This is a genomic window from Streptomyces sp. NPDC045956 (assembly GCF_056430705.1).
Genome location: NZ_JBWKKZ010000002.1, coordinates 360579 through 385416, shown reverse-complemented (window position 1 = coordinate 385416; position 24838 = coordinate 360579). Strand labels below are relative to the sequence as shown.

Annotated in this window: 18 protein-coding genes; 11 read left to right on the top strand and 7 right to left on the bottom strand. The window is 73.2% G+C overall.

The genetic code is table 11. The features are described from left to right. Positions 1-185: 185 nt before the first annotated feature. Complete coding sequence (locus tag AC07FV_RS07425; protein ID WP_479085363.1) at positions 186-1511, bottom strand: S1 family peptidase; 1326 nt, start codon at positions 1509-1511, stop codon at positions 186-188. Between the two features lie 568 nt (positions 1512-2079). On the opposite strand from AC07FV_RS07425, the gene AC07FV_RS07420 reads away from it, so the two are divergent. The 9 genes from AC07FV_RS07420 to AC07FV_RS07380 all read left to right on the top strand — a co-directional run bounded on the left by AC07FV_RS07420 (position 2080) and on the right by AC07FV_RS07380 (position 11768). Then, complete coding sequence (locus AC07FV_RS07420) at positions 2080-2295, top strand: type A2 lantipeptide (protein WP_311574573.1); 216 nt, start codon at positions 2080-2082, stop codon at positions 2293-2295. 204 nt (positions 2296-2499) lie between these two features. Next, positions 2500-3306 (top strand): hypothetical protein, encoded by an 807-nt coding sequence (locus tag AC07FV_RS07415; RefSeq protein ID WP_479085362.1) that lies wholly within the window; start codon positions 2500-2502, stop codon positions 3304-3306. Beyond that, positions 3303-5528: an NHLP family bacteriocin export ABC transporter peptidase/permease/ATPase subunit gene (locus AC07FV_RS07410; RefSeq protein ID WP_479085360.1), complete on the top strand. Its 2226-nt coding sequence runs from the start codon at positions 3303-3305 to the stop codon at positions 5526-5528. Before AC07FV_RS07415 ends, AC07FV_RS07410 begins: the two co-directional genes overlap by 4 nt. A gap of 1 nt (position 5529) precedes the next feature. Further along, the gene (locus tag AC07FV_RS07405) at positions 5530-8352 is read left to right on the top strand and encodes an NHLP bacteriocin export ABC transporter permease/ATPase subunit (RefSeq protein WP_479085359.1); all 2823 of its coding nucleotides are present in this window, start codon (positions 5530-5532) and stop codon (positions 8350-8352) included. An 85-nt stretch (positions 8353-8437) separates the two neighbouring features. Then, on the top strand, positions 8438-9448 hold the full coding sequence (locus tag AC07FV_RS07400; RefSeq protein ID WP_479085358.1) for a Ppx/GppA family phosphatase: 1011 nt from the start codon (positions 8438-8440) through the stop codon (positions 9446-9448). A 148-nt stretch (positions 9449-9596) separates the two neighbouring features. Continuing rightward, positions 9597-9776, top strand: a complete 180-nt coding sequence (locus tag AC07FV_RS07395) for a hypothetical protein (RefSeq protein WP_479085357.1) — start codon at positions 9597-9599, stop codon at positions 9774-9776. A gap of 56 nt (positions 9777-9832) precedes the next feature. After that, positions 9833-10864 (top strand): iron-containing redox enzyme family protein, encoded by a 1032-nt coding sequence (locus AC07FV_RS07390; protein ID WP_479085355.1) that lies wholly within the window; start codon positions 9833-9835, stop codon positions 10862-10864. A gap of 30 nt (positions 10865-10894) precedes the next feature. Continuing rightward, a complete protein-coding gene (locus AC07FV_RS07385; RefSeq protein ID WP_479085780.1) occupies positions 10895-11539 on the top strand; it encodes a HemK2/MTQ2 family protein methyltransferase in 645 nt (214 codons plus the stop codon). Beyond that, the gene (locus AC07FV_RS07380; protein WP_383638241.1) at positions 11520-11768 is read left to right on the top strand and encodes a CDGSH iron-sulfur domain-containing protein; all 249 of its coding nucleotides are present in this window, start codon (positions 11520-11522) and stop codon (positions 11766-11768) included. Before AC07FV_RS07385 ends, AC07FV_RS07380 begins: the two co-directional genes overlap by 20 nt. Before the next feature lie 180 nt (positions 11769-11948). Here AC07FV_RS07380 and AC07FV_RS07375 read toward each other — a convergent pair whose 3' ends face one another. Then, a complete protein-coding gene (locus AC07FV_RS07375; protein ID WP_479085353.1) occupies positions 11949-12383 on the bottom strand; it encodes a protease inhibitor in 435 nt (144 codons plus the stop codon). A 359-nt stretch (positions 12384-12742) separates the two neighbouring features. On the opposite strand from AC07FV_RS07375, the gene AC07FV_RS07370 reads away from it, so the two are divergent. Continuing rightward, positions 12743-13912: a lactate 2-monooxygenase gene (locus AC07FV_RS07370; protein ID WP_383638235.1), complete on the top strand. Its 1170-nt coding sequence runs from the start codon at positions 12743-12745 to the stop codon at positions 13910-13912. Between the two features lie 81 nt (positions 13913-13993). Here AC07FV_RS07370 and AC07FV_RS07365 read toward each other — a convergent pair whose 3' ends face one another. The 5 genes from AC07FV_RS07365 to AC07FV_RS07345 all read right to left on the bottom strand — a co-directional run bounded on the left by AC07FV_RS07365 (position 13994) and on the right by AC07FV_RS07345 (position 22162). After that, positions 13994-15601, bottom strand: a complete 1608-nt coding sequence (locus AC07FV_RS07365) for an RICIN domain-containing protein (protein ID WP_479085352.1) — start codon at positions 15599-15601, stop codon at positions 13994-13996. Between the two features lie 329 nt (positions 15602-15930). Beyond that, positions 15931-16308, bottom strand: coding sequence for a toxin Doc (locus AC07FV_RS07360; RefSeq protein ID WP_356605024.1), 378 nt, complete (start codon positions 16306-16308; stop codon positions 15931-15933). Positions 16309-16311: 3 nt separating this feature from the next. Next, positions 16312-16560 (bottom strand): hypothetical protein, encoded by a 249-nt coding sequence (locus AC07FV_RS07355; protein ID WP_053140837.1) that lies wholly within the window; start codon positions 16558-16560, stop codon positions 16312-16314. Positions 16561-16657: 97 nt separating this feature from the next. Beyond that, entirely contained in the window at positions 16658-18904 is a 2247-nt protein-coding gene (locus tag AC07FV_RS07350) for a glycoside hydrolase family 9 protein (RefSeq protein WP_479085350.1), read from the bottom strand. A gap of 171 nt (positions 18905-19075) precedes the next feature. After that, positions 19076-22162 (bottom strand): glycoside hydrolase family 2 TIM barrel-domain containing protein, encoded by a 3087-nt coding sequence (locus AC07FV_RS07345; RefSeq protein ID WP_479085348.1) that lies wholly within the window; start codon positions 22160-22162, stop codon positions 19076-19078. A gap of 274 nt (positions 22163-22436) precedes the next feature. On the opposite strand from AC07FV_RS07345, the gene AC07FV_RS07340 reads away from it, so the two are divergent. Continuing rightward, complete coding sequence (locus tag AC07FV_RS07340) at positions 22437-24815, top strand: SpoIIE family protein phosphatase (protein ID WP_479085346.1); 2379 nt, start codon at positions 22437-22439, stop codon at positions 24813-24815. The last annotated feature ends 23 nt before the right edge of the window (positions 24816-24838 follow it).

The window sequence follows — 24838 nt, the reverse complement described above, 5'->3', positions numbered from 1 at the left end:
CCCGAGGCGCTCGGCGGCGGGCCGTCAGCCCGCCGAACAGGTGAGCGCGCCGGACGGTGATCCCGTCGGACGGTGAGCCCGCCGGACCGTCAGCCCTTCGGACCGGGAGCCCGTCAGCCCCTCGGACCGTCAGCCCGTCGGACCGTCAGCCCGTCGGACCGTCCACCCGTCAGCCCCTCGGGCCGTCAGCCCGTCGATCCGGGCCCGTCCTCGTGGCCGGCGCCCGTGCCGTCACCGACGTCGCCCGCGCCCGCACCGGCGTCACCACCGGCTCCGGCGCCACCGGCCTGTCCGTCGTCGGCCTGGTCGCCACCGCCGACGGCGTCACCGGCCCCGCCGCCCTCTTCCGCGCCGGCCTCGCCGCCCGCCTGCTCGCCCGCGTCGCCGGGCGCGTCACCGCCCAGGGTGGCGCCGACCGCCTCCAGGGCGGTGGTGACCGGCTGGAAGAAGGTCTCGCCGCCGACGGCGCAGTCACCGCTGCCGCCGGAGGTCAGTCCGATCGCGAGACCGTCCTGGGTGAACAGGGAGCCGCCACTGTCGCCCGGTTCGGCGCACACGTCGGTCTGGATGAGGCCGGTCACCGTGCCCTCCGGGTAGTTGACGGTGGCGTCCAGGCCGAGGACCTGGCCGTCGGCCAGTCCGGTCGTACTGCCCATGCGGAAGACCTGCTGACCGACCGTCGCCTCCGCGGCCCGGCTGATCGGGACGGTCTGGTCGCCGAGGTTCACCTCGCTCGGTGCCTCGGTCGCCGGGTCGTCGTACCGCACGAGCGCGAAGTCGCCCTCGCCGGGGAAGACCGCCTGGTCGACGGTGGCGATCGGCTGTCCGCCCTGCGCGTCGGACCACTGGTCGTCCGCGACTCCGCAGTGACCGGCCGTCAGGAAGGCGGGCGCGCCGTCGCCCGCGGTGACGTTGAAGCCGAGGGAGCAGCGCGCGCCGCCGCCGAAGATGGCGTCCCCGCCCGAGGCGAAGGTCTTGAAGGTGCCGGCGGACTTCCGGATGGTCGCCATGCCGGGTCCGAGGCCGTCGACCGTGGCCTCCAGCCGGTCCCACTCGGCGCCGGTGACCGTGCTGTCGGCGGTGACCAGGATCCTGTTGGTGCGCGGGTCGATCGCCCACGCGGTGCCCGGGACGCTCGCCTCGGACGTCAGGGTCCGCGCGCCACCGCGCAGCTCGCCCATGCTGTTGTCGACCTCGCGGACGTCGGCGCCCGCCTTCTTCGCCTCCACGATGACCTGGTTGTCGTCGCCGGGCACGACGTTGACGACGAGCTGCTGCTCGCCGGCGTCGTAGTAGGAGCCGGCGAAGGCGTCGCCGAGCAGGCCGGCGAGTTGTGAGGCGAGATCCGACGCGTCCGCCGCCTTGAGGGTCCTCGGCGCCGCCGTGCCGCCGGCGGACCCCTCGTCCTGCGAGGCGTTGGCGTGCGGCAGCAGGACGGCGGCCGCGCCGAGCGCCACCACGCCGCCTGCCGCGATCGCGGCCCTGCGCTTCGGAATTCGCTTGTGACTCAACCTTCTCGACCTCCTGGGACGGGGTCCGTGCCGCCGGTCCGGCAGCTGTCGGGGGAGCGCCTGGATGGCTGTTGGTACGCACGGGCCCGACGGGCCGTTCAAATGCGCCGGAACAGCACGGTCCGTGACTGGTCGGCGACGTTCCGTCGCGATCGGGAGCGGAATCCTGGCTTCAGCGAATCTGCACATCGAATGCCCAACCCGGTCACCCCCACTGGGGGATCTGCACAAGCGCACCGCGCCCTCCGCGCCCCCGGGACCGAAGTGCCGGATTCACCGCCCGCGGGCAAGGGCTCGCGGGGGTCGATGTCGCGGGCCGTGTGAAGAAGTGGCCGCCAAGGCGTGAGAGCCCCTGCACGGATGGTTGCCCAAGCCTCGCAAGTGCCCTGGTGGGAGGGGGTGATGGAGTGGAACCGCGGACCGGCCGCGTGCTTTGATCCATCGCACCGCGGGGGCCGCGGAGGGCTCCGGAAAAGGGCGCCCGGCGCCCGCGGTCGCGGCCGTCATCTGTCCCCAGAGGGGGGCCGCTCCCCCCTTGTGAATTGGCTATACGAAGGGAAGTTCCCCCATGAACTCCACCCCCCAGGTTGAGACCGTCGAGATCTCCGACGCCGAGCTCGACAACGTCTCCGGCGGTCTGTCCGTGAACGCCGTCGGCACCGTCACCGGCCTGGTGGACGGCATCGCCCCGGTCTCGGGCCTGCTCAACACCGCGATCGGCACCGTCGAGGGCGTCACCGGCCTCAACACGGCCCCGGTCACCAACCTGGTCGCCGGTCTCTGATCGCGCCTCTGTGCCGCTGAGTCCCGGAGCCACCCAGGCTCCGGGGCTCTTCGGCCGTTCCTCCACGGCTTCCGCGGCACCTGCCACGGCTCGCTCCGTGGCTCCGTCCACGCTCGCCTCCGTGGCTCCGTCCACGCTCGCCTCCGTGGCTCCGTCCACGGTCGGTTCCGTGGCTTCGCCGGAAAACCCTGGGATACGTCCGACGTGCAGTTCCGCCAACAGGCCCTCGCCAAACTCCAGTCACCGGAGGAGCTCGACCTCCCGGTGCGCTTCGCCCGCCCGCAGGGCTGGGTGGTGCTGTCCGTCACCCTCGTCGCGATGGCCGCCGCGTGTGTGTGGGCGGTGGGCGGCTCGGTGACCTCCACCGTCGAGGCGTCCGCGATCCTCACCCACGGACAGGGCAGTTACCTTCTCCAGAGCCCGGTGTCCGGCCAGGTCACCGCGGTCCTCGCGCGTCAGGGCGAGCGGTTGCCCGCCGACTCCCCCGTGCTGAAGGTCCGCACCGCCGAGGGCGAGAGCGTCGTCCGCACCGTCGACGCCGGCCGGGTCAGCGCGCTCGCCGCCACCGTCGGCCAGATCATCGGGACCGGTGCGAACGTCGCCTCGGTCGAGAAGGTCGCCCACGCCGACGACCCGCTCTACGCCACCGTCTACGTCCCCGCCGAGAAGGCCGCCGCCATCCCCGCACACGCCTCCGTCGACCTGACCGTCCAGTCCGTCCCCGCCCAGCAGTACGGCGTACTGCACGGGAAGGTGCAGTCCGTGGACCGCTCGGCCCAGTCGGCGCAGACCATCTCCGCCTTCCTCGGCGACAGCCAGCTCGGCGAGCAGTTCACCAAGGAGGGCAGGCCGGTGGCCGTGACGGTCCGGCTGACCACCTCGAAGTCCACCCGAAGCGGCTACGCGTGGTCGTCCGCGGACGGACCGCCCTTCGGACTGACCTCCATGACCATGGCCTCGGGCTCCGTCCGGCTGGCCGACGAGCGTCCCCTCGATTGGCTGCTGCCGTGACCACCGCACAGGAGACCCGGGGCAGACGCCGCGCCGTCCCGCCGAAGCGCAAGGTACCCAAGAGCGGCCGGACCAGGACCGTACGCACCCCGACCGTGCTCCAGATGGAGGCCGTGGAGTGCGGCGCGGCCTCCCTCGCCATGGTGCTCGGCCACTACGGCCGGCACGTCCCGCTGGAGGAGCTGCGCATCGCCTGCGGCGTCTCGCGCGACGGTTCGCGCGCGAGCAACCTGCTGAAGGCGGCGCGCGGTTACGGCTTCACCGCCAAGGGCATGCAGATGGACCTGGCCGCCCTCACCGAGGTGACGGCCCCGGCCATCCTCTTCTGGGAGTTCAACCACTACGTCGTCTACGACGGCGTGGGCCGGCGGTTCGGCCGCCGCGGGGTGTTCATCAACGACCCGGGCAAGGGCCGCCGCTTCGTCACCCTGGAGGACTTCGACACCAGCTTCACCGGCGTCGTCCTGACCATGGAACCCGGCGAGGACTTCACCCGGGGCGGGCGCAGGCCCGGCGTGCTCGGCGCGATGCCGGCCCGGCTGCGCGGCACCGCGGGCACCCTGCCCGCAGCCGTGCTGGCGAGCCTGCTGCTGGTGGCGGTGGGCGCCGCGGTGCCCGCGCTCAGCCGCACCTACATCGACATGTTCCTGATCGGGGGGCAGACCTCGCTGCTGGGCGTGCTCTTCACGTCGATGGCCGCCTGCGTGCTCCTCACCGTGGTGCTGACCTGGCTCCAGCAGGCCAATCTGCTGCACGGCCGCATCATCTCCTCCACCCTCTCCAGCGCCCGCTTCCTGCGCCACCTGCTGCGGCTGCCGGTGACCTTCTTCTCCCAGCGCAGCCCCGCCGACCTGGTGCAGCGCCTCCAGTCCAACGACGCGGTCGCCGAGACACTGGCCCGCGACCTAGCCGCCGCGGGCGTCGACGCGATCGTCGTCGTGCTGTACGCCGTACTGCTCTACACGTACGACCCGCAACTCACCTTCGTGGGCATCGGCGTGGCCCTGCTCAACATCCTCGCCATGCGGATCGTCATCCGGCTGCGCGCGACCCGTACGGCGAAGCTGCGGGCGGACACGGCGCGGCTGACCAACACCGCGTACACCGGCCTCCAGCTGATCGAGACGATGAAGGCGACCGGCGGCGAGGACGGCTACTTCCGCAAGTGGGCGGGGCAGCACGCCACCACGCTGGAGGAACAGCAGCGGCTCGGCGTGCCGAGCGCCTGGCTGGGCGTGGTCGCGCCGACGCTCGCGACGCTCAACAGCGCGCTGATCCTGTGGATCGGTGGCCTGCGCGCCGTGGAGGGGCACATCTCGGTGGGTCTGCTGGTCGCCTTCCAGGCGCTGGTGGTCCGCTTCACCGCCCCGCTGACCCGGCTGAACGGCGTCGCGGGCCGCATCCAGGACTTCGCGGCCGACGTGGCCCGGCTGAAGGACGTGGAGAACTTCCGCACGGACCCGCTCTACGACCGGCCCGGCGGGGTCGACTCGACACGCCGGCTGCACGGCCATGTCGAACTGCAGAACATCTCCTTCGGCTACAGCCCCCTGGACAAGCCCCTCCTCAGCGGTTTTGACCTGACCGTCGGGCCGGGGCAGCAGGTGGCCCTCGTCGGCGGTTCGGGCAGCGGCAAGTCGACGGTCTCCCGGCTGATCTCGGGGCTCTACGCCCCGTGGGACGGGGTGATCCGCGTCGACGGGCAGCGCATCGAGGACATCCCGCGCGGGGCCCTGGCGTCCTCCGTCTCCTTCGTCGACCAGGACGTGTTCCTCTTCGAGGGGTCCGTCCGCGACAACGTGGCACTGTGGGACCCGTCGGTCCCGGACGACGCCGTCGTGGACGCGCTCCGGGACGCCGCCCTGTACGACGTGGTGACGCGCCGTCCGGGCGGCATCCACAGCCGGGTCGAGCAGGACGGCCGGAACTTCTCCGGCGGGCAGCGCCAGCGCCTGGAGATCGCGCGGGCCCTGGTGCGCCGGCCCAGCATCCTCGTCCTCGACGAGGTGACCAGCGCGCTCGACGCGGAGACCGAGCAGGTGGTCATGGACAACCTGCGGCGGCGCGGCTGCGCCTGCGTGGTGATCGCGCACCGGCTGAGCACCGTGCGGGACAGCGACGAGATCGTCGTCCTGGCCCACGGCACGGTCGTGGAACGCGGACGGCACGAAGAGCTGGTGGCGCACGGCGGCGCGTACGCGGCGCTGGTCAGGGAGCGGTGAGATGACAGCGGTGCACGAAGGACAGGGCGACGTCGTCCTCGGGGCGCTCGGCTCGCTGGGCACCCGCGTCGACTGCGCCGGGTTCGGCCGCCTCGACCTGGAGGGTCCGCAGGTGCTGTGGCTGGTGGCGTCCGGCGCGGTGGACCTGTTCGCGGTGGACGCCGGGCAGCAGGGGCACTGGCACCACCTGGGCCGCCTGGAGGCGGGCTCGGTGCTGCTCGGGCCGGTCACCGGACCCCAGCACACCCTGGTCGCGCGTCCGCTGCGGGACTGCGTGGTGCACCGCATCGGCCTGCGCGAGCTGTACCAGCCGGCGCACACGCAGACGTGGTCGTACGACGAGTACGGCAACCCCCAGTACGTTCCGCCGACGACGAGCCCGCTGGAGTACGCCCTCGCCCTCGGGGTGGGCCGCGGCCTGACCGTCCTCTTCCAGGCGCCGATGGCCGACGAGCGGACCGCGGCGCCCTCGGACGACGACGTGTTCTGGATGCAGGTCCCGCCGGGCAGCGTGCAGTACGGCGCGGTGTACGGCGACGAGGCCACCGCCGACCTGCTGATGGACCCGGCGCTGTGGCAGAGCATGGTCGACCAGCAGTACCGGCTGCTGACCACGCTGGACCGCTGGATCGAACAGCTGGAGCGCACCCACGAGACCCGCACGGCGGCCGGCATCAAGGCCGGCGAGGCGGTGCGCGCCCGGGCCGACCGGACGTTGCTGGCCTCCATCGGCAAGCCATCGGGGCAGCGCGCCACGGCCGCCGACGCCGACGCCACGTACGCGGCCTGCGAGCTGGTCGCCCGTGCCGCCGGCATCCCGCTCGCCGAGCCCGCGCGGAGCGACACCGGCAGCGACCGGATCGATCCGGTGGAGCGGGTCGCCGTCGCCTCGCGCCTGCGCACCCGGACCGTCAGGCTGGAGGGCCGGTGGTGGCGGGACGACGTCGGACCGCTCGTCGGCCACCGGGCGCTGTCCGGCGCGCCGGTGGCGCTGCTGTGGCGGCGCGGCGGCTATGTGGCCGTCCATCCGGCCACCGGCCGGGAGACGCCGGTCGAGAGGGCGAACGCGGAGGAGTTCGAGCCCCGCGCGGTGATGTTCTACCGGCCGCTGCCCGAACGCCGGCTCAGCCCCCTGCGGCTGCTGCGGTTCTGCCTCCAGGGCACCCGAGGTGATCTGACCGCCCTGCTGCTCGGTGGGCTGGTGACGGTGGCGATCGGCGCGCTGGTGCCGATCGCCACCGGCAAGGTGCTCGGCGAGTTCGTGCCGAAGGCGCAGACCGGGCTGATCGTGCAGGTCTGTCTCGCGGTGATGCTGAGCAGTGTCGTCGCGGCGGCCTTCATGCTCCTGCAGAACCTCACCATCCTGCGGTTGGAGGGCCGCATCGAGGCGACTCTCCAGCCGGCCGTGTGGGACCGGCTGCTGCGGCTGCCGACGACGTTCTTCACCGAGCGCTCCACGGGTGAGCTGGCGAGCGCCGCCATGGGCATCAGCGCCATCCGCCGGCTGCTGGCCGGGGTGGGCCCGACCGTGGCGCAGTCGGTGACCGTCGGGGCGATGAACCTGGGGCTGCTGCTCTGGTACAGCGTGCCGATGGCGCTCGCGGCGATCGGCATGCTGGTGGTCGTCGCCGCCGTCTTCCTCGGGCTCGGCCTCTGGCAGGTGCGCTGGCAGCGGCGGCTGGTCAAGCTCACCAACAAGCTGAACAACCAGGCCTTCCAGACTTTGCGCGGTCTGCCCAAGCTGCGGGTGGCGGCGGCGGAGAACTACGCCTACGCGGCGTGGGCCGAGCAGTTCGCGCGCAGTCGTGAGCTACAGCAGCGGGCGGGGCGGGTCAAGAACCTCAACGCGGTGCTCGGCGCGGTGTACCTGCCGCTGTGCACGCTGCTGATGTTCATGCTGCTGGCCGGTCCGGCACGCGGTTCGATGTCCGCGGCCGAGTTCCTCACCTTCAACGCGTCGGTGACGATGCTGCTCACCTCGGTCACGCAGGTGACCGGCGCCTTCGTGTCGGCGGTGGCCGCGCTGCCGCTCTTCGAGGAGATCAGGCCGGTCCTGGACGCCACGCCGGAGGTACGCACGGCCAGCACCCGGCCGGGCCCGCTGTCCGGGGCGATCGAGGCGCGGCGGCTGTCGTTCCGGTACACCGACGACGGGCCGCTGGTCCTGGACGACGTGTCCTTCGAGGTGCGGCCGGGCGAGTTCGTGGCGGTCGTCGGTCCCAGTGGCTGCGGCAAGTCGACCCTGCTCAGGCTGCTGATCGGCTTCGACCGGCCGCTGTCGGGCAGCGTCCTGTACGACGGGCAGGACCTCGCCGCACTGGACCGGTCGGCGGTGCGCCGGCAGTGCGGGGTGGTGCTCCAGCACGCCCAGCCCTTCACCGGTTCGATCCTGGACGTCATCTGCGGCACCGAGGCCTACACGCCGGAGGAGGCGATGGCGGCGGCCGAGATGGCCGGCCTCGCCGAGGACATCAAGCGGATGCCGATGGGCCTGCACACGATCGTGTCGGGCAGCGGCGCCGTCTCGGGCGGTCAGCGGCAGCGGCTGATGATCGCGCAGGCGCTGATCCGGCGGCCGCGCATCCTCTTCTTCGACGAGGCGACCAGCGCCCTGGACAACGAGACGCAGCGCACGGTGATCGAGTCCACCAAGGCCCTCAACGCCTCCCGCGTCGTCATCGCGCACCGCCTGTCCACGGTGCTGGACGCCGACCGCGTGATCGTGATGGAGGACGGCAGGGTGGCCCAGCAGGGACCGCCGGCCGAGCTGCTGGCCGACACGGGGGGCCGGCTGCACGAGCTGGTGCGGCGGCAGCTGGCCTGACCGGGGCGGACGGCCCGGCGCGGTTTCCGGCCTCCTCGGCCGCGGGGCCCGTTGGACCGGCGCGTTAGTGGGTACCTGAGCCCTCATGCGGATCAGCGTGGTGGACGTGGGGTCGAAGACCGTCCGGCTCATGGTGGCGGACGCGGAGGGCGGGGTCCCCCTGCCGGTCCACACGGCCAAGTGGCGGCTGCGGCTCTCCGAGCAGGTCAAGCCGGGGGAACCGGTGCCCGAGGAGGCCGTGGAGCGGCTGGTGGAGGCGGTCGACGGCGCGAACAGGACCGCGGCCCGGTGGGGCGCGGCGGGTCCGCTGGCCTTCGCGACCGCGGTGGTGCGTGCCGCGCCCAACCGCCACGAGGTGCTGCGCACCGTCCGCAACCGCACCGGCGTCGCGCTGTGCACCCTGCCCGGCGAGGTGGAGGCGGAGCTGACCTTCCTGGGGGCCCGGCGCTGGATGGGCTGGCGGTCCGGTCCCCTCGCCCTGCTCGACATCGGCGGCGGCTCGCTGGAGGTCGCCTTCGGCCGCGGACGGCTGCCGGACTTCGTGGCCTCGCTCCCCCTCGGCGCGGCGCGGCTGACCCACGAGTTCCTGGAGGGCGGCGAGGACGCGGTGCCGTCGGAGCAGATACGCGCGCTGCGCCGCAGCGTCCGCCATCAGCTGCGGGACGTGGCGGCGCGGATCCGCTGGGAGGGGCCCCGCACCGCCGCGGCCACCTCGCGGACCTTCCAGCAGCTCGGACGGCTGTGCGGGGCGTCGCCGGGCCGGCACGGCCCGTTCGTGGAGCGGCAGATGCGCTGCTCGGACCTCGGCGAGGCGGCCGGCCGGCTGGCCGCGCTGACCGCCGCGGAGCGCGCCCGGCTGCCCGGCATCTCCGCGCCCCGGTCGGCCCAGAGCGTGGCCGGGGCGGTGGTCGGCCACACCGCGATGAAGCTGACCGGGCTGGAGACGGTCACGCTCTGTCCCTGGGCGATCCGCGAGGGCATCCTGCTGCGCCACATCGAGGACGGGCCGTCCTGGTGGGCGGAGGTGACCCGGCGCAGTGACGAGGTCACCGCACCGGCCCCGGTGCCCCTGCACGTCGCGACCACCACCAGCTGAGACCCACGCACCCCCCACCGCCCGCCCGCACGGGCGACCGGCAACCAGCAACCAGAAACCAGCAACCAGCAACCAGAAACCAGCAAACAGCAACCAGCAAGCCGAACTGGCCGACGAGCCAGAAGCCCTACGAGGAGAGGAGACACCCGTGTCCCACAACGGAGAACACACCCACGAGCAGCCCGAGACCGCCGTCGAGGAGGTCCTGCGCGAAATCCGGGACGGCAGGCCCCGTGACGCGGAGTCCGACGACGAGCCGCGCCGGGGCGAGGCGGGGGACGCCACCTCGCCGAACACCGCCGCGCAGCAGGACGCGGAGGGAGAGTGACGCGGGACTCCGTCCCGGCGGGGGTGCCGAGGCGAGGGCCGGGTACTCGCGGCGCCATGGAGTACGACCGCGAAGGACCACAGTTGCCGATGGCCCGGGGCCCGCTCTCCGCGGCCGTCGGCTCGTATCTGCTCGGGGCCGGCCTGCTGCCCGCACCGGAGGCCGTCGCCGCCGCCCCGGCCTACGGCGACGACCTTCAGCTCGCCCTGTACCAGTGCTACGAGCTGCACTACCGGGGCTTCGCCGGGGTGTCCCCCGACCTCGAATGGGACCCCGACCTGCTGCGCACCCGCGCCGCGCTGGAGGACCGCTTCCTGTCCGCGCTGCGCGCCGACACCCAGGTCCACGACACCGTGGAGGACGCGGTGGGGGCCCTGCTGGTGGAGCCCGTCGACGGCAAGGGCGTCAGCCACTTCCTGCGGGACGAGGGCGAGCTGTGGCACGTGCGCGAGTACGCGGCCCAGCGCTCCCTGTACCACCTCAAGGAGGCCGACCCGCACGCCTGGGTGCTGCCGCGGCTGTGGGGGCGCGCGAAGGCGGCGATGGCGGCGGTGGAGTTCGACGAGTACGGCGGCGGCCGACCCGACCGGGTGCACGCCCGTCTCTTCGCCGACCTGATGACGGACCTCGGTCTGGACACCACGTACGGGCGTCATCTGGACGCGGCGTCCGCCGAGTGCCTGGCCACGGTGAACATGATGTCCCTCTTCGGCCTGCACCGGTCGCTGCGCGGCGCTCTGGTGGGTCATTTCGCGGCCGTCGAGATCACCTCGTCGCCGGGTTCCCGGCGGCTCGCCGAGGCGATGCGCCGCACCGGCGCCGGACCGGCCGCCGAACACTTCTACGACGAGCACGTCGAGGCCGACGCGGTGCACGAGCAGATCGTCCGGCACGAGGTGATCGACGGCCTGCTGGAGCAGGAACCGCACCTCGCGGCGGACGTCGCCTTCGGCATCGACGCCACCGGCCACTTGGAGGACCGCTTCGGCGCCCGGTTGCTCGCCGACTGGCGGGCCGGCCGCTCGTCCCTGCGCACCCCGCTGCCCCGGGCGTCCCACGAGGCTTCCGAAACCTCCCATATTTCGTGACTGTCGGGGTACGTGGCTTCCGTGAACTACATGGTGCTTCCGGGCGTCTACGCCCCTCAGGAGGACACCGCCCTGCTGGCCGGGGTGCTGTCCGACGAGTCGCTCCCACCGGCCGCGTCCGTGCTGGACGTGGGGACCGGCACGGGCGCCCTGGCCCTGGCCGCGGCCCGGCGGGGCGCACGCGTGACCGCGGTGGACGTGTCGTGGCGCGCGGTGTGCGCGGCCCGGGTGAACGCCGCCCGGGCCGGGCTGCGGATCCGCGTCCGGCACGGCAACCTCTTCACGCCCGTACGCGGTGAGACCTTCGACCTGGTGCTGGCCAACCCTCCGTACGTGCCGGCTCCGGGCGGCGGCCGCCGGCCGCGCGGTGCGGCGCGGGCCTGGGACGCGGGGCACGACGGCCGCCTGGTCCTGGACCGGATCTGCCGGGAGGCACCCGCCCTGCTGCGGCCCGGCGGTGTGCTGCTGCTGGTGCAGTCGGCGCTCAGCGATCCCGAGCGGACCGTCACGCAGCTGCGCGAGGCCGGCCTCAAGGCGGCGGTGACCCGGCGGCAGCGGATCGCCTTCGGGCCCGTGGTGCGCGGCCGGGAGCGCTGGCTGCGGCAGCGCGGGCTGCTGTCCCTGGCCGAGAAGGAAGAGGAACTGGTGGTCGTCCGTGCCGAACTCCCCGTCTGAGACTCCCCGCCCGACCGGTGACGCGCGCCGGGTCAAGGTGCAGCGCCGTGGGCCGCTGCTGGTGGAGGGCCCGGTGGAGGTGGAGCTGGAGGACGGGACCACGGTGTCCTCCGACCGCTTCCAGGTCGCCCTGTGCACCTGTCGGCGGAGCCGGCGCTTCCCCTGGTGCGACACCAGCCACCGCGCCCGGACGTCCGGCACCGGCGAGGGGCCGGCGGCGAAGGACTGACCGGGCGGCGGTGGCCGATCGGCCGGCCGGCTCCGGACAGCCTCCGGACAGCGGAGAACGGCGGACGGCCCCACTCCGTCCGCCGTCCCCGGTTCGGGACCGCGCGTTCCGTACGGCAGCGCTCGCACTCCCCAGTAGCGAGCCGCCGGTCACGCCGCACGGGCCGGGCGGTCCCGGTCCTCAGAACGTGAAGACGCTGCTGCTGCCCGCGTTCTTCACGCACTCGTTGGCGAAGGTGCGCTCGTAGGAGAGGCGCCGGCCCTGCCAGACCCCGTCGACGGTGACGACCACGGGGGCGTACTCCCGGGTGCACATCACACCGGTGTCCGCTGCCAGGGCGTCGAAGTCACCGCCCGCGCCGCGCAGTTCGGCACAGGCCGAAGCCGTTGCCGGGTGGGTTCCGGAGGCCGAGGGCGCGCAGGTCAACGTGACCGCGCGCAGGGGTACGGCGGTGGCAGCGCTCTCTCCGTGCCCGATGGTCAGCACGAGGGCCGAGGGGGCGTGGAGCGACGCGGGGGCGGTGGCCGGGGAGGCGAGTGAGGCCCCGGCGAGGGGCCCGCAGACGGCGGTGGCCGTCAGGCCCAGAGTCGCTGCCCAGCGCGCGGTGTTCCGCATTGTGTGCATCCTTCCGCTCGTTTCGAGGGTGATGCCGGCCCGGCTCGGTCGGTGCCGGAACGGCGAGCGCGAGTCTGCCGAGTCCGTCGCCGAAACTCATATCGACCCCATGCGTTTCGGTAACCTTGCGTATTGAATCAGTGGCGCGAAGTCACAGAATTCGAACGTTCCAAGTCCGGAACAGGGCGGTTCTTGATCGGTCATTGAGGCGTGAACTGGCCGGATGGCGTGATCCGCGCGTTTACCGATAGGCCTGAAACACTCCCGAAACAGACCCGTTCGCCCGGCGGGCCGCCTCGACATACTCGCGGGTATGGTGCTGGCGGCGCGAGCTCGACGACGAGAGGCGGGAGCCTGGGATGGCGAAGCACTGGGCGGATTTCCAGTACGAGATCTATCTGAACGGGATGACGGGCGCCGTACCGCGCCTGCCCACCGACCTCACCCGGCTGGAGGAGCTGGCCGAGCGGCGGCTCGGGCCGGGCCCGGTGGGGTACGTGGCGGGGAGCGCGGGCGACGGCAGCACCGCCCGCGCCAACCGGGCGGCCCTGGACCGGCGTCGGATCGTGCCGCGCATGCTGCGGGACGTGCACGAGCGGGACCTGTCGGTCGAGGTGCTGGGCCGCCCGCTGCCCGCCCCGCTGGCGCTGGCGCCGGTCGGGGTCCTGTCGATCATGCATCCGGACGCGGAACCCGCAGCCGCCCGGGCCGCCGCCGCCCAGGGCGTGCCGTACGTCCTCTCCTCGGCGTCGAGTACCCCCATGGAGCAGGTCGCCGAGGCGATGGGCGACGCCGAACGGTGGTTCCAGCTCTACTGGCCCAAGGACCGCGAGGTGGCCCGCAGTTTCCTGGGCCGCGCGAAGGCGGCCGGGTACAGCGCGCTGTTCGTCACGCTGGACACGCCCCTGCTGTCGTGGCGGCCGCGCGATCTCGACCAGGCGTACCTGCCGTTCCTGCACGGGGTGGGCACCGCCAACTACTTCTCCGACCCGGCGTTCAGGGCGGGTCTGGCGAAGCCGGTGCACGAGGACCCGAACGCGGCGGTGATGCACTTCGTCGGCATGTTCTCCGATCCCGCCAAGTCCTGGCCGGACCTGGCGTTCCTGCGGGAGAACTGGGACGGTCCGATCGTGCTGAAGGGCGTTCTGCACCCGGACGACGCGCGGATGGCGGCGGACGCGGGGATGGACGGCGTGGTGGTGTCCAACCACGGCGGCCGTCAGGTGGCCGGTTCGGTCGCGGCGGCCGACGCCCTGCCGCGGGTGGTGGAGGCGGTCGGCGACCGGCTGACCGTGCTGTTCGACAGCGGTGTCCGCACCGGTGACGACGTCTTCAAGGCCCTGGCGCTCGGCGCGCGCGCGGTGCTCCTCGGCCGGCCCTACGTCTACGGGCTGGGCCTCGACGGACAGGCGGGTGTCGAGCACGTGATCCGCTGCCTGCTCGCCGAACTCGACCTGACCCTGGCCCTGTCGGGGCACTCCTCACCGGCCACCCCGGGCCCCGACGACCTCGTCGCGCATCCCGGGTGACCGACTCCGTGAAGCGGGACGGCCGGGAACCGCCCCCCGGCGGCCCTCACACCCCTCGTGCCCGTGGACCCGCTACGGCTCTCAGCCGCCCGGCAGTTCCACCGCCCGCGCGTCCGGGGCACCGGTGCCGGCGATGGACAGGGAGGCCTCCGCGGTCGGCACCGGCTCGGTCCGCCAGCGCTGGACGGGGGAACCGTCGCGCACCTTGACGACGACGTCGGCGTCCGGCGCGGTGGAGGTGGCGGCGAGGGCGAGCTGCCGGTCCCGGCGGGGCACCAGCTCCTCCTCACCGGTGAGGTCGTACCGCACGTCCCCGCCCCGTTCGGTGCCGATGTCGGCGCAGGTACCGAGAACGACGACTCCGGCGTCCGCCTGTGAGTCCAGGCAGAGCCCCGGGTCGGCGACGCTGCGCAGCAGCCCGTCGTCCTCGTGGGTCCACTGCTGGGTCCACGCGTCGGAGCACGCCGCCAGCCGGGCGCCCGCGCCGGCCTTCGGCTCGTGGCGCACGTCGAGGCAGAGTTCCGCGGCGACGTTGCGCAGCCGGGTCCGGTCCGGTGCCGTGGGCAGTCCCGCCGAGCCCGGGGGTTCGGGGCGGCTGGTGCCGGAGGCGGCCGTGTCGCCGCCGACGGCGCTGGTGGAGGCGGCCGGGTCGGCGCCACCGCCGTCGTAGGACCACACGCTCACCACCAGCGCGATGGTCAGCACCCCGGCGGACGCGGCGCCGAACTGCCTCAGCAGCGCGCGGCCGGAGCGGGGCCGGCCGGGCAGCCGGCGCACCGGCAGGGGCACGCGGGCCAGCAGGCGGGGGCGCCCGCCCCGGTGCCGTGCGGCGCCCTTGGCGAGGGCGCCCAGGCTCGCGCGCGCCGGCCGGGAGTCGAGGTAGCGCCGGGCGCCCCAGCCCAGGACCGCCTCGGCGATCAACGTGCCCAGCCCGCGCTCGAAGTGGCCGAGCTGTTCGGCCGCGTGCCGGCAGTGCCGGCAGTCCGCCAGGTGCTTGCGGACGTCGGGCAGCAGGGCTCCGCCCCGGCGGATGGGGACGTCGAGGAGCCGGCCGTGGAAACGGCAGTCCTGGGTCGGCGCGAGCTGCCGGTGGGCGTCCAGACAACCCTCGCGGAATTTCTCCCGCGCGTGGGCGAGGGCTGCCGACGCGGTGTCGGTGTCCATGCCGAGCAGCCCGGCCGGGACGCTTATGGGCTCGCCCTCGACCTCCGTGTGCCACAGCAAACAGCGGGCCGGACCGGGAAGGGCCGCGAATGCCCGCGCGGCCAGGGTGCGGTTTTCCGGAACCAGGGACTTCGCCGCCCGCATACCCCGTCCCCCGGCGGGTTTGAGCAGCTGCGGGAGAACGCTGGACACGCCCTCGTCCGCGGACCACTGCCGAACCGTGTCCCGGACGGCCACCAGCAGCCTCGGACGCAGGGCCGTGGCCGGTTCCCCCTGCGCCAGCCGGTCCAGGACCCGGTGCCAGGCGGCGGCGGTGACCATGGCCGTGACCTGCGCCGACGTGGCGAGGCAGAGGGTCGCGTAGTCATGGGCGGGCTGCCAGTGGCGGGCCATCAGCAGCGCCGCCGCCCGGGAGGCGGCGCTCTCCGGGCCGTCCCTCAGCCGGGCGGCCAGCAGCTCGTCGGACTCCCCGGAATCCCCGCCGGAGGGCGGGTACGCGGGCCGAGGGGGGTGGGGGGTGGGCACTGAGACTGTTCCTTCCCACGCGCAGGTGACGCAGAAGTCCTGGTCGCCGAAAAGGAGACCCGAATGGTGTGTACCTTTTCGACGCGGCGAGGGGAGCGTGAATTCGCCATGGCGAAATTCGGACCTGGTCCGTCAAAGCGCGTGCGAGACCCGGCCTTTACCCCCCGCACGGGTGCTTCACTCTCGCACAAACCACTCATGGTCAACAAGGCGACCGGGAAGCCCGGGCCTTCTTTGAAAGAAGGTCAGATTCCGGGGAATTGATGGACCGTACACGGGCTTTCGGCCCTGCGCGGACGCCCGTCTCGCCGAATCCGCGCGCCGGCCGGTCAGATCTGCCAGGAACGGAGCCGGTCGGCCGCGCCGTAGACGTCGGCCTTGCCGGACATCAGGTCGCGCGCGAGGTCGACCAGGGCGCCGTAGGGCGGGTCGATGCCGACATCGCTGGCGTACATGTAGGCCACGGCGGTCGCGCAGGCGAAGCGGGCGTTGGCCGAGGGAAGCGGCTTGAGCACGGCGAGGGCGTGCAGCAGCGCGGCGGCCCGCCAGGCCGGGTCGGAGTCCACGCCGAGGCGGGGCGGGTCGACGCGATGCCGGGCGACGGCGGCGACCAGCGCGGAGAAGTCGTTGACGACGGGCTGCTCCGGCAGTACTTCCTCGTGGCGCTGGAGCAGCCAGGGCACGTCGATGTGCAGGACCGGTGCCATGGGTCAGGCGGCCCGCCCCTCGCCCTGGACGGGCGGTGGTTCGTCGTCCGGGAAGGCGGCCGCGAACTCGTCGGCGTGGGCCGAGAAGAACCGACGGAAGGCCTCGGCACCCTCTTGCAGCGCCCGGTGCCGGGCTATGTCGGCGGCGGCGGCCTCCCGCACGAGCGCCTTCATCGACGTACCGCGTTCCTTGGCGATCTGCCGCAGGTCCTCAAGCTCGCGGTCGCTGAACTCCACGTTCAGGGCTGGCATGCCTCCCACGGTACCGCGCGGGTACTGACCCGTAAATAGCAGCAGGTCAGAGCCGTGGCACGACGGTACCGCGGGAGGCGGGCAAGCAGTGGTGCGGTCAGCCCTGGTCCGCCACGAAGGAGGCCATCCGGGCCAGTGCGGCGTTCCAGTTGATGGTGTGCTCGTTGGTCGACCAGGACTGGATGTCGTCGATGAAGCAGAACTGGGCGACGCAGCCCTGGAGTTTGCTCTGCGCGTAGGGGTCCTGGATGCTCGAGTTCGGACCGCCGGACAGGGTGCCGTCGGGCGGGGCGGGCAGCGTCGGGTCGAGCTGCTTGGCGTACCAGCGGCTGTGCTGGTTGTGGGCGTTGACCTCGCCGTAGCCGGTGACGTACGACATGTTCAGCGCGTTGCGGCCCAGGATGTAGTCCATGCTCTGGAGGGCTCCGTCACGGTACTTCGAGCCGCCGGTGATGTCGTAGGCGGTGGCGAGGACGACGGCGTTGTTGAGGATCTGGTGGCTGGAGCCCCAGTCGTAGACGTTGCCCGCGGGCGCGTACGGCATGCCGTACGGGTGCGCCTTCAGCGTGGCCAGGTAGCGGTCGGCGCCCTGGACGACGGACCGGCGGACCTGGTCCCGGCCGGGGAGCCGGTTCGGCACGGTCGCGAGGTCCAGCCGGGCCGCGGCCGCGGTGCGCGCCCAGTCGAAGCCGATCGGGCCGAAGATGTCGGCGGTGTGGACCGGGGAGTTCAGCACGTGGTCCTTGAAGTCACGCTCCCCCGTGGTCAGGTACAGCTCGGCCGCCGCCCAGTAGAACTCGTCCTCGACCTGGCCGTCGGGGTAGGCCCCGCCGCCGATGCCGTCGTTCTCGTCGGCGAGCACGTCCGGGTGGGCGAGGGCCGCGGTCCAGGCGGTGCGGGCCGCGTCGAGCGCCTTCGCGGCGAACTCCCGGTCGTAGGGGCGGTAGAGGCGGGCCGCCTGTGCCGCCGTCGCGGCCAGGTTCAGGGTGGCCGCGGTGGTCGGCGGGTGCAATTCGCGCTTCTGGGGGTCGTCGTCGGGCAGCAGCGGCAGCCCGGTCCACGCCTCGTCGTGGATCTTGTGGTGGGCCATGCCGGCCAGCGGCCGGCCGTCCGGCACCTGCATCTTCAGCAGGAAGTCCAGCTCCCAGCGGACCTCGTCCAGGATGTCCGGCACCTTGTTGCCGCTCTCCGGGATGGCGAGGGTGCCGTCACCGAGCTTCGACGGCTCCCCGGTGCGGGCGTGCAGCGAGCGCTCGTAGGTGCTGAGCAGTTCCCAGGTGGAGATGCCGCCGTTCACGACGTACTTCCCGTGGTCGCCGGCGTCGTACCAGCCGCCGGAGACGTCGAGGGTGTAGTCGCACTCGCCGGGCCGGCAGGGGACCTCGGTGTCGCCCTGGTTGGGCGCCACGCCCACGTGCCCGGCCGGGCGGGCGTAGCCGGGGCGCAGGTCGTCGCTGATGGCGATGCCGCTGCGCTGGGTGTAGTAGTACTTCGCGGAGTCGGTGCGCAGCCGCTCGTAGGCGGCCGTGCCGATGTCGAAGGGGCGGCTGGTCTCGCCGTCGGCGACCAGGGTGTAACCCGCGCCGCGCGCGGTGTGGCGGCCGAAGTCGATCGAGTGGACGTTCTGCCCCGAGGAGGCGTCCACGCCGCGCGGCACGCTCCAGCCCTGGGCGACGGTCCGGCCGCCGCCGTCCTTCAGCCGCCACGGCAGGCGCGCGGTGGCCTCGGTGACGAGGGTGGCGTTCTTCGGGCCGGACGGCAGGTAGCCGACCTGGTTGACCCGGACCCGCGGCCCGGTGTCGGGCACGTGCGGCTCGGGCGCCACCCCGCCCAGCAGGGACACGTCGTCCACGCAGAACCGCCAGGGGTCGGGCGTGCCGCCGAGCTGGAAGCCGACCTGGCCCTGGGTGGTGTCGACGGGCGAGGTGAAGGTGTACGAGTAGGTGTTGCCGGAGACGCTCAGCTGCGGGCTGACCTCGTAGTAGGTGTCGTACGGGGCCACCGACAGGCCCACGATCGCCCGGACCACGTGGTCGGCGGGCGCGCCGGTCGCGGAGAAGGAGAACCGGTACGACTCCCCCGCGACCAGGGTGACGTCGTTCTGGCCGACGGCCGCGTCCCAGCGGTTGGCGGTGCCGCCGGGGGCGTCGGCGCACAGCCGGCCGTCGGACACGCCGGCGGTGACGTTGCTGCTCGACCACCAGGATGCGGTGCCGTCGTCGAAGGTGCCGTTCTTGACCTGCTCGGTCTCCTCGGCCCCGGCCGGGGCGGCGGGCACCGCGGTGACGGCCGCCGCCAGCAGAGCCGTCAGGGAGACGGCGAGTGCGGTTCTGCGTCTTTTCACGTCTGGGCTCCTCATGGGAGGTGCGGGGGGTGACGCTCACGTCGATGGGAGGGCGCCCGCCATGAATGGGAGCGCTCCCAAAAGGGATCGCAGGCCATGCTTGTGGCAGACATGACACCCCGTCAACGGTCCGGACGGGACTGGTTTCCCGTCCGGACCCCGGGAGCGGCGTCAGGCCGTGGGCGCCTCCAGCCGGCTGATGCGGACCGCTCCCTCCACCTCGCCGGGGTGGCGGCTGGTCATCGTGAGCCGGACGCGGGAGCCGCGTACCGCGCCGAAGGTGATGACGGTGGGCGCGTCGGAGGCGGTGGCCCAGTCGGTCCGCGTCCCCTCCGCCGCGCGCCAGGCGCGGCCGTCCCAGACGGCGACCTCGACCGTGGCGGGCAGGCTGTGCCGGCCGTCGACGGTGAAGGACACCTCCAGGCGGTCGTACGTGCGCCGGCGGCCGTGGTCCACCGAGACCCAGTCCTCGCGGCGGGCTCCCTCGAAGGCGGGCAGCAGGGCGGTGGCCGCCTTGTGGAAGCCGTTGGACCAGCCGGTCGCCGGGTCGCCGTCGAGCATGGCGCCGGGAAGGGTGTCGGGGCGGCCGGAGTAGCTCGCGTCCGCGTGCGGGTGGGCCACGGGGGCCGGGTGATCGGCGCGGAAGCGGGGGGCCGGCGTGGTCGCCGGGTCCTCGGCCCGGCGCGTGCGCACGGTCGTCGTGCCCGGGCGCAGCCCGTCCGCGCGGGCCGTGACCCGGAGCGTCCCGGGCCCGGTGCCCGACCGCACGATGGCCAGGGCCTTGCCGTGGAAGGCGGTGCGGGTGCTCGCCTGGTAGCGCTCGGCGCTCTCCTGGCGGCCGTTGTCCACTCCGGCCAGGGAACCGCCCGCCACCTCGAAGGAGAGCAGGTGCTCGGCGCCGGGCACCACCACGCCGCGCCGGTCGACCACCTCGGCGGTGACGAAGACCAGGGAACGGCCGTCGGCGGCGACGCTCCCGCGGTCCGGCGTCAGGCGCACGGCGTACGGGGCGCCGGCGGTGCGCAGGACGTCGGTGGCGACCACCCTGCCGTCCCGCCGGGCCACGGCCTTCAGCTCGCCCGGCTCGAAGGGGACCGTCCAGGCCAGGTGCAGTTTGCCGGCGCTGCCGTTCGGACTGGTGTAGCTGCCGGGGTAGGGGCCCTCGGTGAAGGTCTTGTCGTCACCGGTGGCCTCGGTGGTCTCCAGGTAGGAGCGGCCGTCGACGGTCCTCTTGGTGTCGAACGCGCGGATGCCCAGGGACCTCCCGTTCAGGTACAGCTCGACGGTGGCGACGTTCGCGTACGCCCAGACCTCGACGGTGTCGCCCTCGCGGTGGTTCCAGGTGGCCGGCAGCAGGTGGACCATCGGCTCGTGGGTCCACTGGCTCCGGAACAGGTGGTACATGTCCTTGGGGAAGCCGGCGGTGTCGACCGCGCCGAAGAAGGAGGCCTTCACCGGGAAGACGTCGTAGGGCGTGGGCTCCCCGATGTAGTCGATGCCGGACCACAGGAACTGGCCGGCGAACCACTTCCGGTCCCGGTCCTTCTTGTGGCCGTACTCGCCGCTCATGGTCCAGGAGGCGAGGTTGTTGTCGTAGGACGAGGTGGCCCGCCGGCCCGGGGTCTGGTTCTCGCCGGTGTTGAGGTGCTCCGGCTCCTGGTAGGTGCCGCGCGTGGAGGTCTCCGACGACGACTCGGACTCGAAGAGGAACAGGTGCGGGTAGGCCGCGTGCAGGTCGTCCACCGACCTGGCGGTGTTGTAGTTGAGGCCGAGGCCGTCGAGCTTGGCCAGCATCAGGTCGGCCGCGGAGCCCCTGGCCGGCATGCGGCGGTACTTGTCGGAGCCGATGACCAGCGGGCGGGTGTCGTCGGCGGCGCGGATCGCGTCGATGATCCGGTCGGCCATCGCGAGCCCGGCGGTGGAGGTGGAGTCGGGGACCTCGTTGCCGATCGACCACATCACCACGGCGGGCGAGTTGCGGGCGGCGAGCACCATCTCGGTGGCGTCCGTCTCGCACCACTCGTCGAAGAACCGGCCGTAGTCATAGGTGTTCTTGCCGGTGCGCCAGCAGTCGAAGGCCTCCACCAGCATGATGATGCCCAGCTCCTCGCAGACCTCGATCATCTCGGGCGCGGGCGGGTTGTGGGAGGTCCGGAAGGCGTTGACCCCCATCGACTTCATGAGGGTCATCTGGCGGCGGATCGCGTCGGTGCTCACGGCGGCGCCGAGCGCCCCGAGGTCGTGGTGCAGGTCGACGCCCTTGATCTTGGCGTACCTGCCGTTGAGGTGGAAGCCCTCCTCGGGGTCGACGCGGAAGGTGCGGATGCCGAACGGGGTGCGGTAGGTGTCGACGACGCGCCCGCCGACCCGCAGTTCGGTGTGCAGGGCGTACCGGTGCGGTGTGGCGAAGTCCCACATCCGGGGGCGCTCGACGGTGAGTTCGTGCGTCTCGCTCACGTCCGCGGTGACGTCGACCGTGGAGGTCGCGCGGGCCACGGTGCGTCCGTCGGAGTCCTTGACCGTCGACCGGATCTCGACCTCGCGCGCGGTACCGGTCGTGTTCACGACCGACGTCGCCACCCGGACGACGGCGCGCTCCTCGCTCACCCGCGGTGTGGTGACGTACGTGCCCCAGCGCCGTACGTGCACCGGTTCGGTGACGACGAGGCGGGCCTCGCGGTAGATACCGCTGCCGGAGTACCAGCGGCTGCTGGGCAGCCGGTTGCGCACCCGCACGGCGAGGACGTTCTCGGTGCGGCCGTCGGTGTGCACCAGGTCGGTGAGGTCGAGGGCGAAGCCCGTGTAGCCGTAGGGGTGGCGGCCCGCCTCCCGGCCGTTGCAGTGGACGTGGGCGTCCATGTACACGCCGTCGAACTCGACCGAGATCCGCTTCCCGGCGAGGGCGGACGGCAGGGTGAAGGCGAGGCGGTACCAGCCGAGGCCGCCCGGGAGGAATCCGGTGCCGCTGGTGGTGCCGTGCTCCGTGGTGGGCGCCTGTTCGATGCTCCAGTCGTGCGGGACGGCGACCTCGCGCCACGCCGAGTCGTCGTGGGCGGGGTCGGCGGCGCCGGTCGTGTCGTCGGCGGCCCCGTCGGGGTCGGCGAGCAGGAAGCGCCAGCCGTCGCGCAGGGGGATGACGGCGCGGCCCGCACGGGCCGCCGACGCGTCCGCGGCCGAGGCCGGCGGGGCGCCGAGCACCGCTGTGGCCGCCGGTGTCGCAGCGGAGGCGATCAGAACCGTTCTGCGCGTGACCGTCATGACGGATCTCCCTCGTGGACAACAGAGCAGGACAACAGGGATCAGAAACACTCGCAACTGATCGCGACCAAACAGATTCTGACGTCGCGCCACATGCGCTCGTCAAGAGCGCAGAAAGCCTTTTCTGTCCCGTGCGGCCCGCCGAGCCGGTGGCCCCTGAGGCGCCGGGGCTCCGCGGGCCCTGTGGTTCGGGTCCGTACGGAGCGCGGACGCACTAGGCTGGTCTTCAGGTGACGCGCTGTTCACCATGGGTGTGCGCAATGGAGTGGCGACGATGAGTCCGGTCAACCCGTCCGACGATGCCGCCACGGCCCGCGTCGTCGTCGACGACTCCGGCACCTTGCGGGAGTGGAACGAGGGCGCCCGCCTGCTGCTGGGCCATCCGGCCGCCGATGTCGTGGGACGCCCCGCCGCCGTGCTGCTGGCCGACGGCGCAGGCGACCCCCGGCCCCGCCCCGGCGAGGAGCGCTGGAACGGCACACTGGCCCTGCGGCACCGCGACGGGCGCACCGTCTCCGTGTGGGTGCTCGCCCACCGCAGACCGTCGCCCGACGGCGCCCCAGGCACGTGGCTCGCGGTCTCCCCGCTGGACCGCGGCCCCGAACGCCCGGAGGACCCTCTGGTCGCGGCGGCCCTCGCCCAGTCCCCCTGCGCCACGATGATCTTCGACGACAGGCTTCGGCTGCGCGATGTCAACAACGTCATGGCCCAGCTCCTCGGTCTCCCGGCGGACCGCGTCCGCGGTCTGCGGCCCACCGACCTCGGCAGCCGGCCGCAGAACACGGAACTCGAACGGCGTCTGCGGCAGGTGCTCGACACCGGCCGCACGGACGACATGCACACCCACCTCAAGGCCACCGGCGAGAGCCGCGCCCACGCGTGGCACGCGCGGATCGCGCCCCTCAGCGACGCCGGCGGGCGGGTGCGCGGCGCCTGCGTGAGCGCCCACGACTTCACCGAGCAGCACCTGTCCCGCGAGCGACTGCACCTGGTCAACGAGGCGAGCGTCCGCATCGGCACCACGCTGGACGTGACCCGTACCGCACAGGAGCTGGCGGACGTGTGCGTCCCCGCGCTGGCGGACTTCGTGAGCGTCGACCTGCTGGACGCGCAGGAGCACGAGGGTGAGCCCGCCGCCGTGCCGGCGCCGCCGGTGGGCCTGCGCCGGGCCGCCCACCAGTCGGTCAACCCGGGGTGCCCGGAGGCGGTGGTCGAGCCGGGACGCCTGGACGTCTACCCGGCCGGGTCGCCCCAGGCAGAGTGCCTGGTCGCGGGCCGCGCGATCATCGCCGAGGTGCCCAGCGGCGATCTGGAGCGCTGGCGGGAGTGGGACCCGCTGCGCGTCCGGCGGGTCGAGGAGTACGGCATCCACTCCACGATGTCCGTGCCGCTCCAGGCCCGCGGCACCACCCTCGGCGTCGCGGTGTTCACCCGGTTCCGGCGGCCGTACCCCTTCACGGACGACGACCGGCTGCTCGCCGAGGAGGTCACCGCCCGCGCCGCCGTCTGCATCGACAACGCCCGCCGCTACTCCCGCGAGCGGGAGTCGACGCTGACCCTTCAGCGCAGCCTGCTCCCCCGCTGGCTGCCGCCCACCGCGGCGGTGGAGGCGGCCTCCCGCTATCTGCCGGCCGCCCGCTCCGGGGTCGGCGGCGACTGGTTCGACGTCATCCCGCTGTCCGGGATGCGGGTGGCGATGGTCGTCGGGGACGTCGTCGGCCACGGCATCCAGGCCTCGGCCACCATGGGCCGGCTGCGCACCGCGGTCCGCACCCTCGCCGACATCGACCTGACGCCCGACGAACTCCTCACCCACCTCGACGACCTGGTCGTCCGGCTGTCCGAGGAGTCCGGCGACGACGGCACCGGCGAGGTCGGCGCCACCTGCCTGTACGCGGTGTACGACCCGGTGTCGCGGCGCTGCTCGCTGGCCCGGGCCGGACATCCGGCGCCGTTCCTGGTCCCGCCGGACGGCCCGCCCCGGCAGATCGACCTGCCCTCCGGCCCGCCGCTGGGCGTGGGCGGGCTGCCCTTCGAGTCCGCCGAGCTGGAGCTGCGTGAGGGCAGCGTGCTGTCGTTCTACACCGACGGGCTGGTGGAGAGCCGGGAGCGGGACGCCGACGCCGGCCAGGCGCTGCTGCGCGAGGCGCTGGCCGCTGCCACCGACTCGCTGGACGCCCTGTGCGACCGGGTACTGCACGCCCTGCTGCCGTCGGGCGGCGCCGCCGACGACGTGGCCCTGCTGCTGGCCCGTACCCGGGGGCTGCCCGCCGGCCAGGTCGCCACCTGGGACATCCCGAACGACCCGTCGCTGGTCGCCCCCGTCCGCAAGCAGGTCGTCGAGCAACTGTCCGTCTGGTCCCTGCTGGAGGCGTCGTTCACGGCCGAACTGGTGGTGAGCGAGCTGGTCACCAACGCCATCCGGTACGGCTCCCCGCCCATCCGGCTGCGGCTGATCCACGACAGGGCGACGCTGATCTGCGAGGTATCCGATTCCAGCCACACCGCGCCGCACCTGCGCCGGGCCAAGACCTGGGACGAGGGCGGCCGCGGTCTGCTGCTGGTGGCCCAGCTGACCCAGCGCTGGGGCAGCCGGCACACGACCGAGGGCAAGACGATCTGGGCGGAACTGGCGCTGCTCGGCGAGGAGTGACCCCGGGGGCGCGCGGCGGCGGG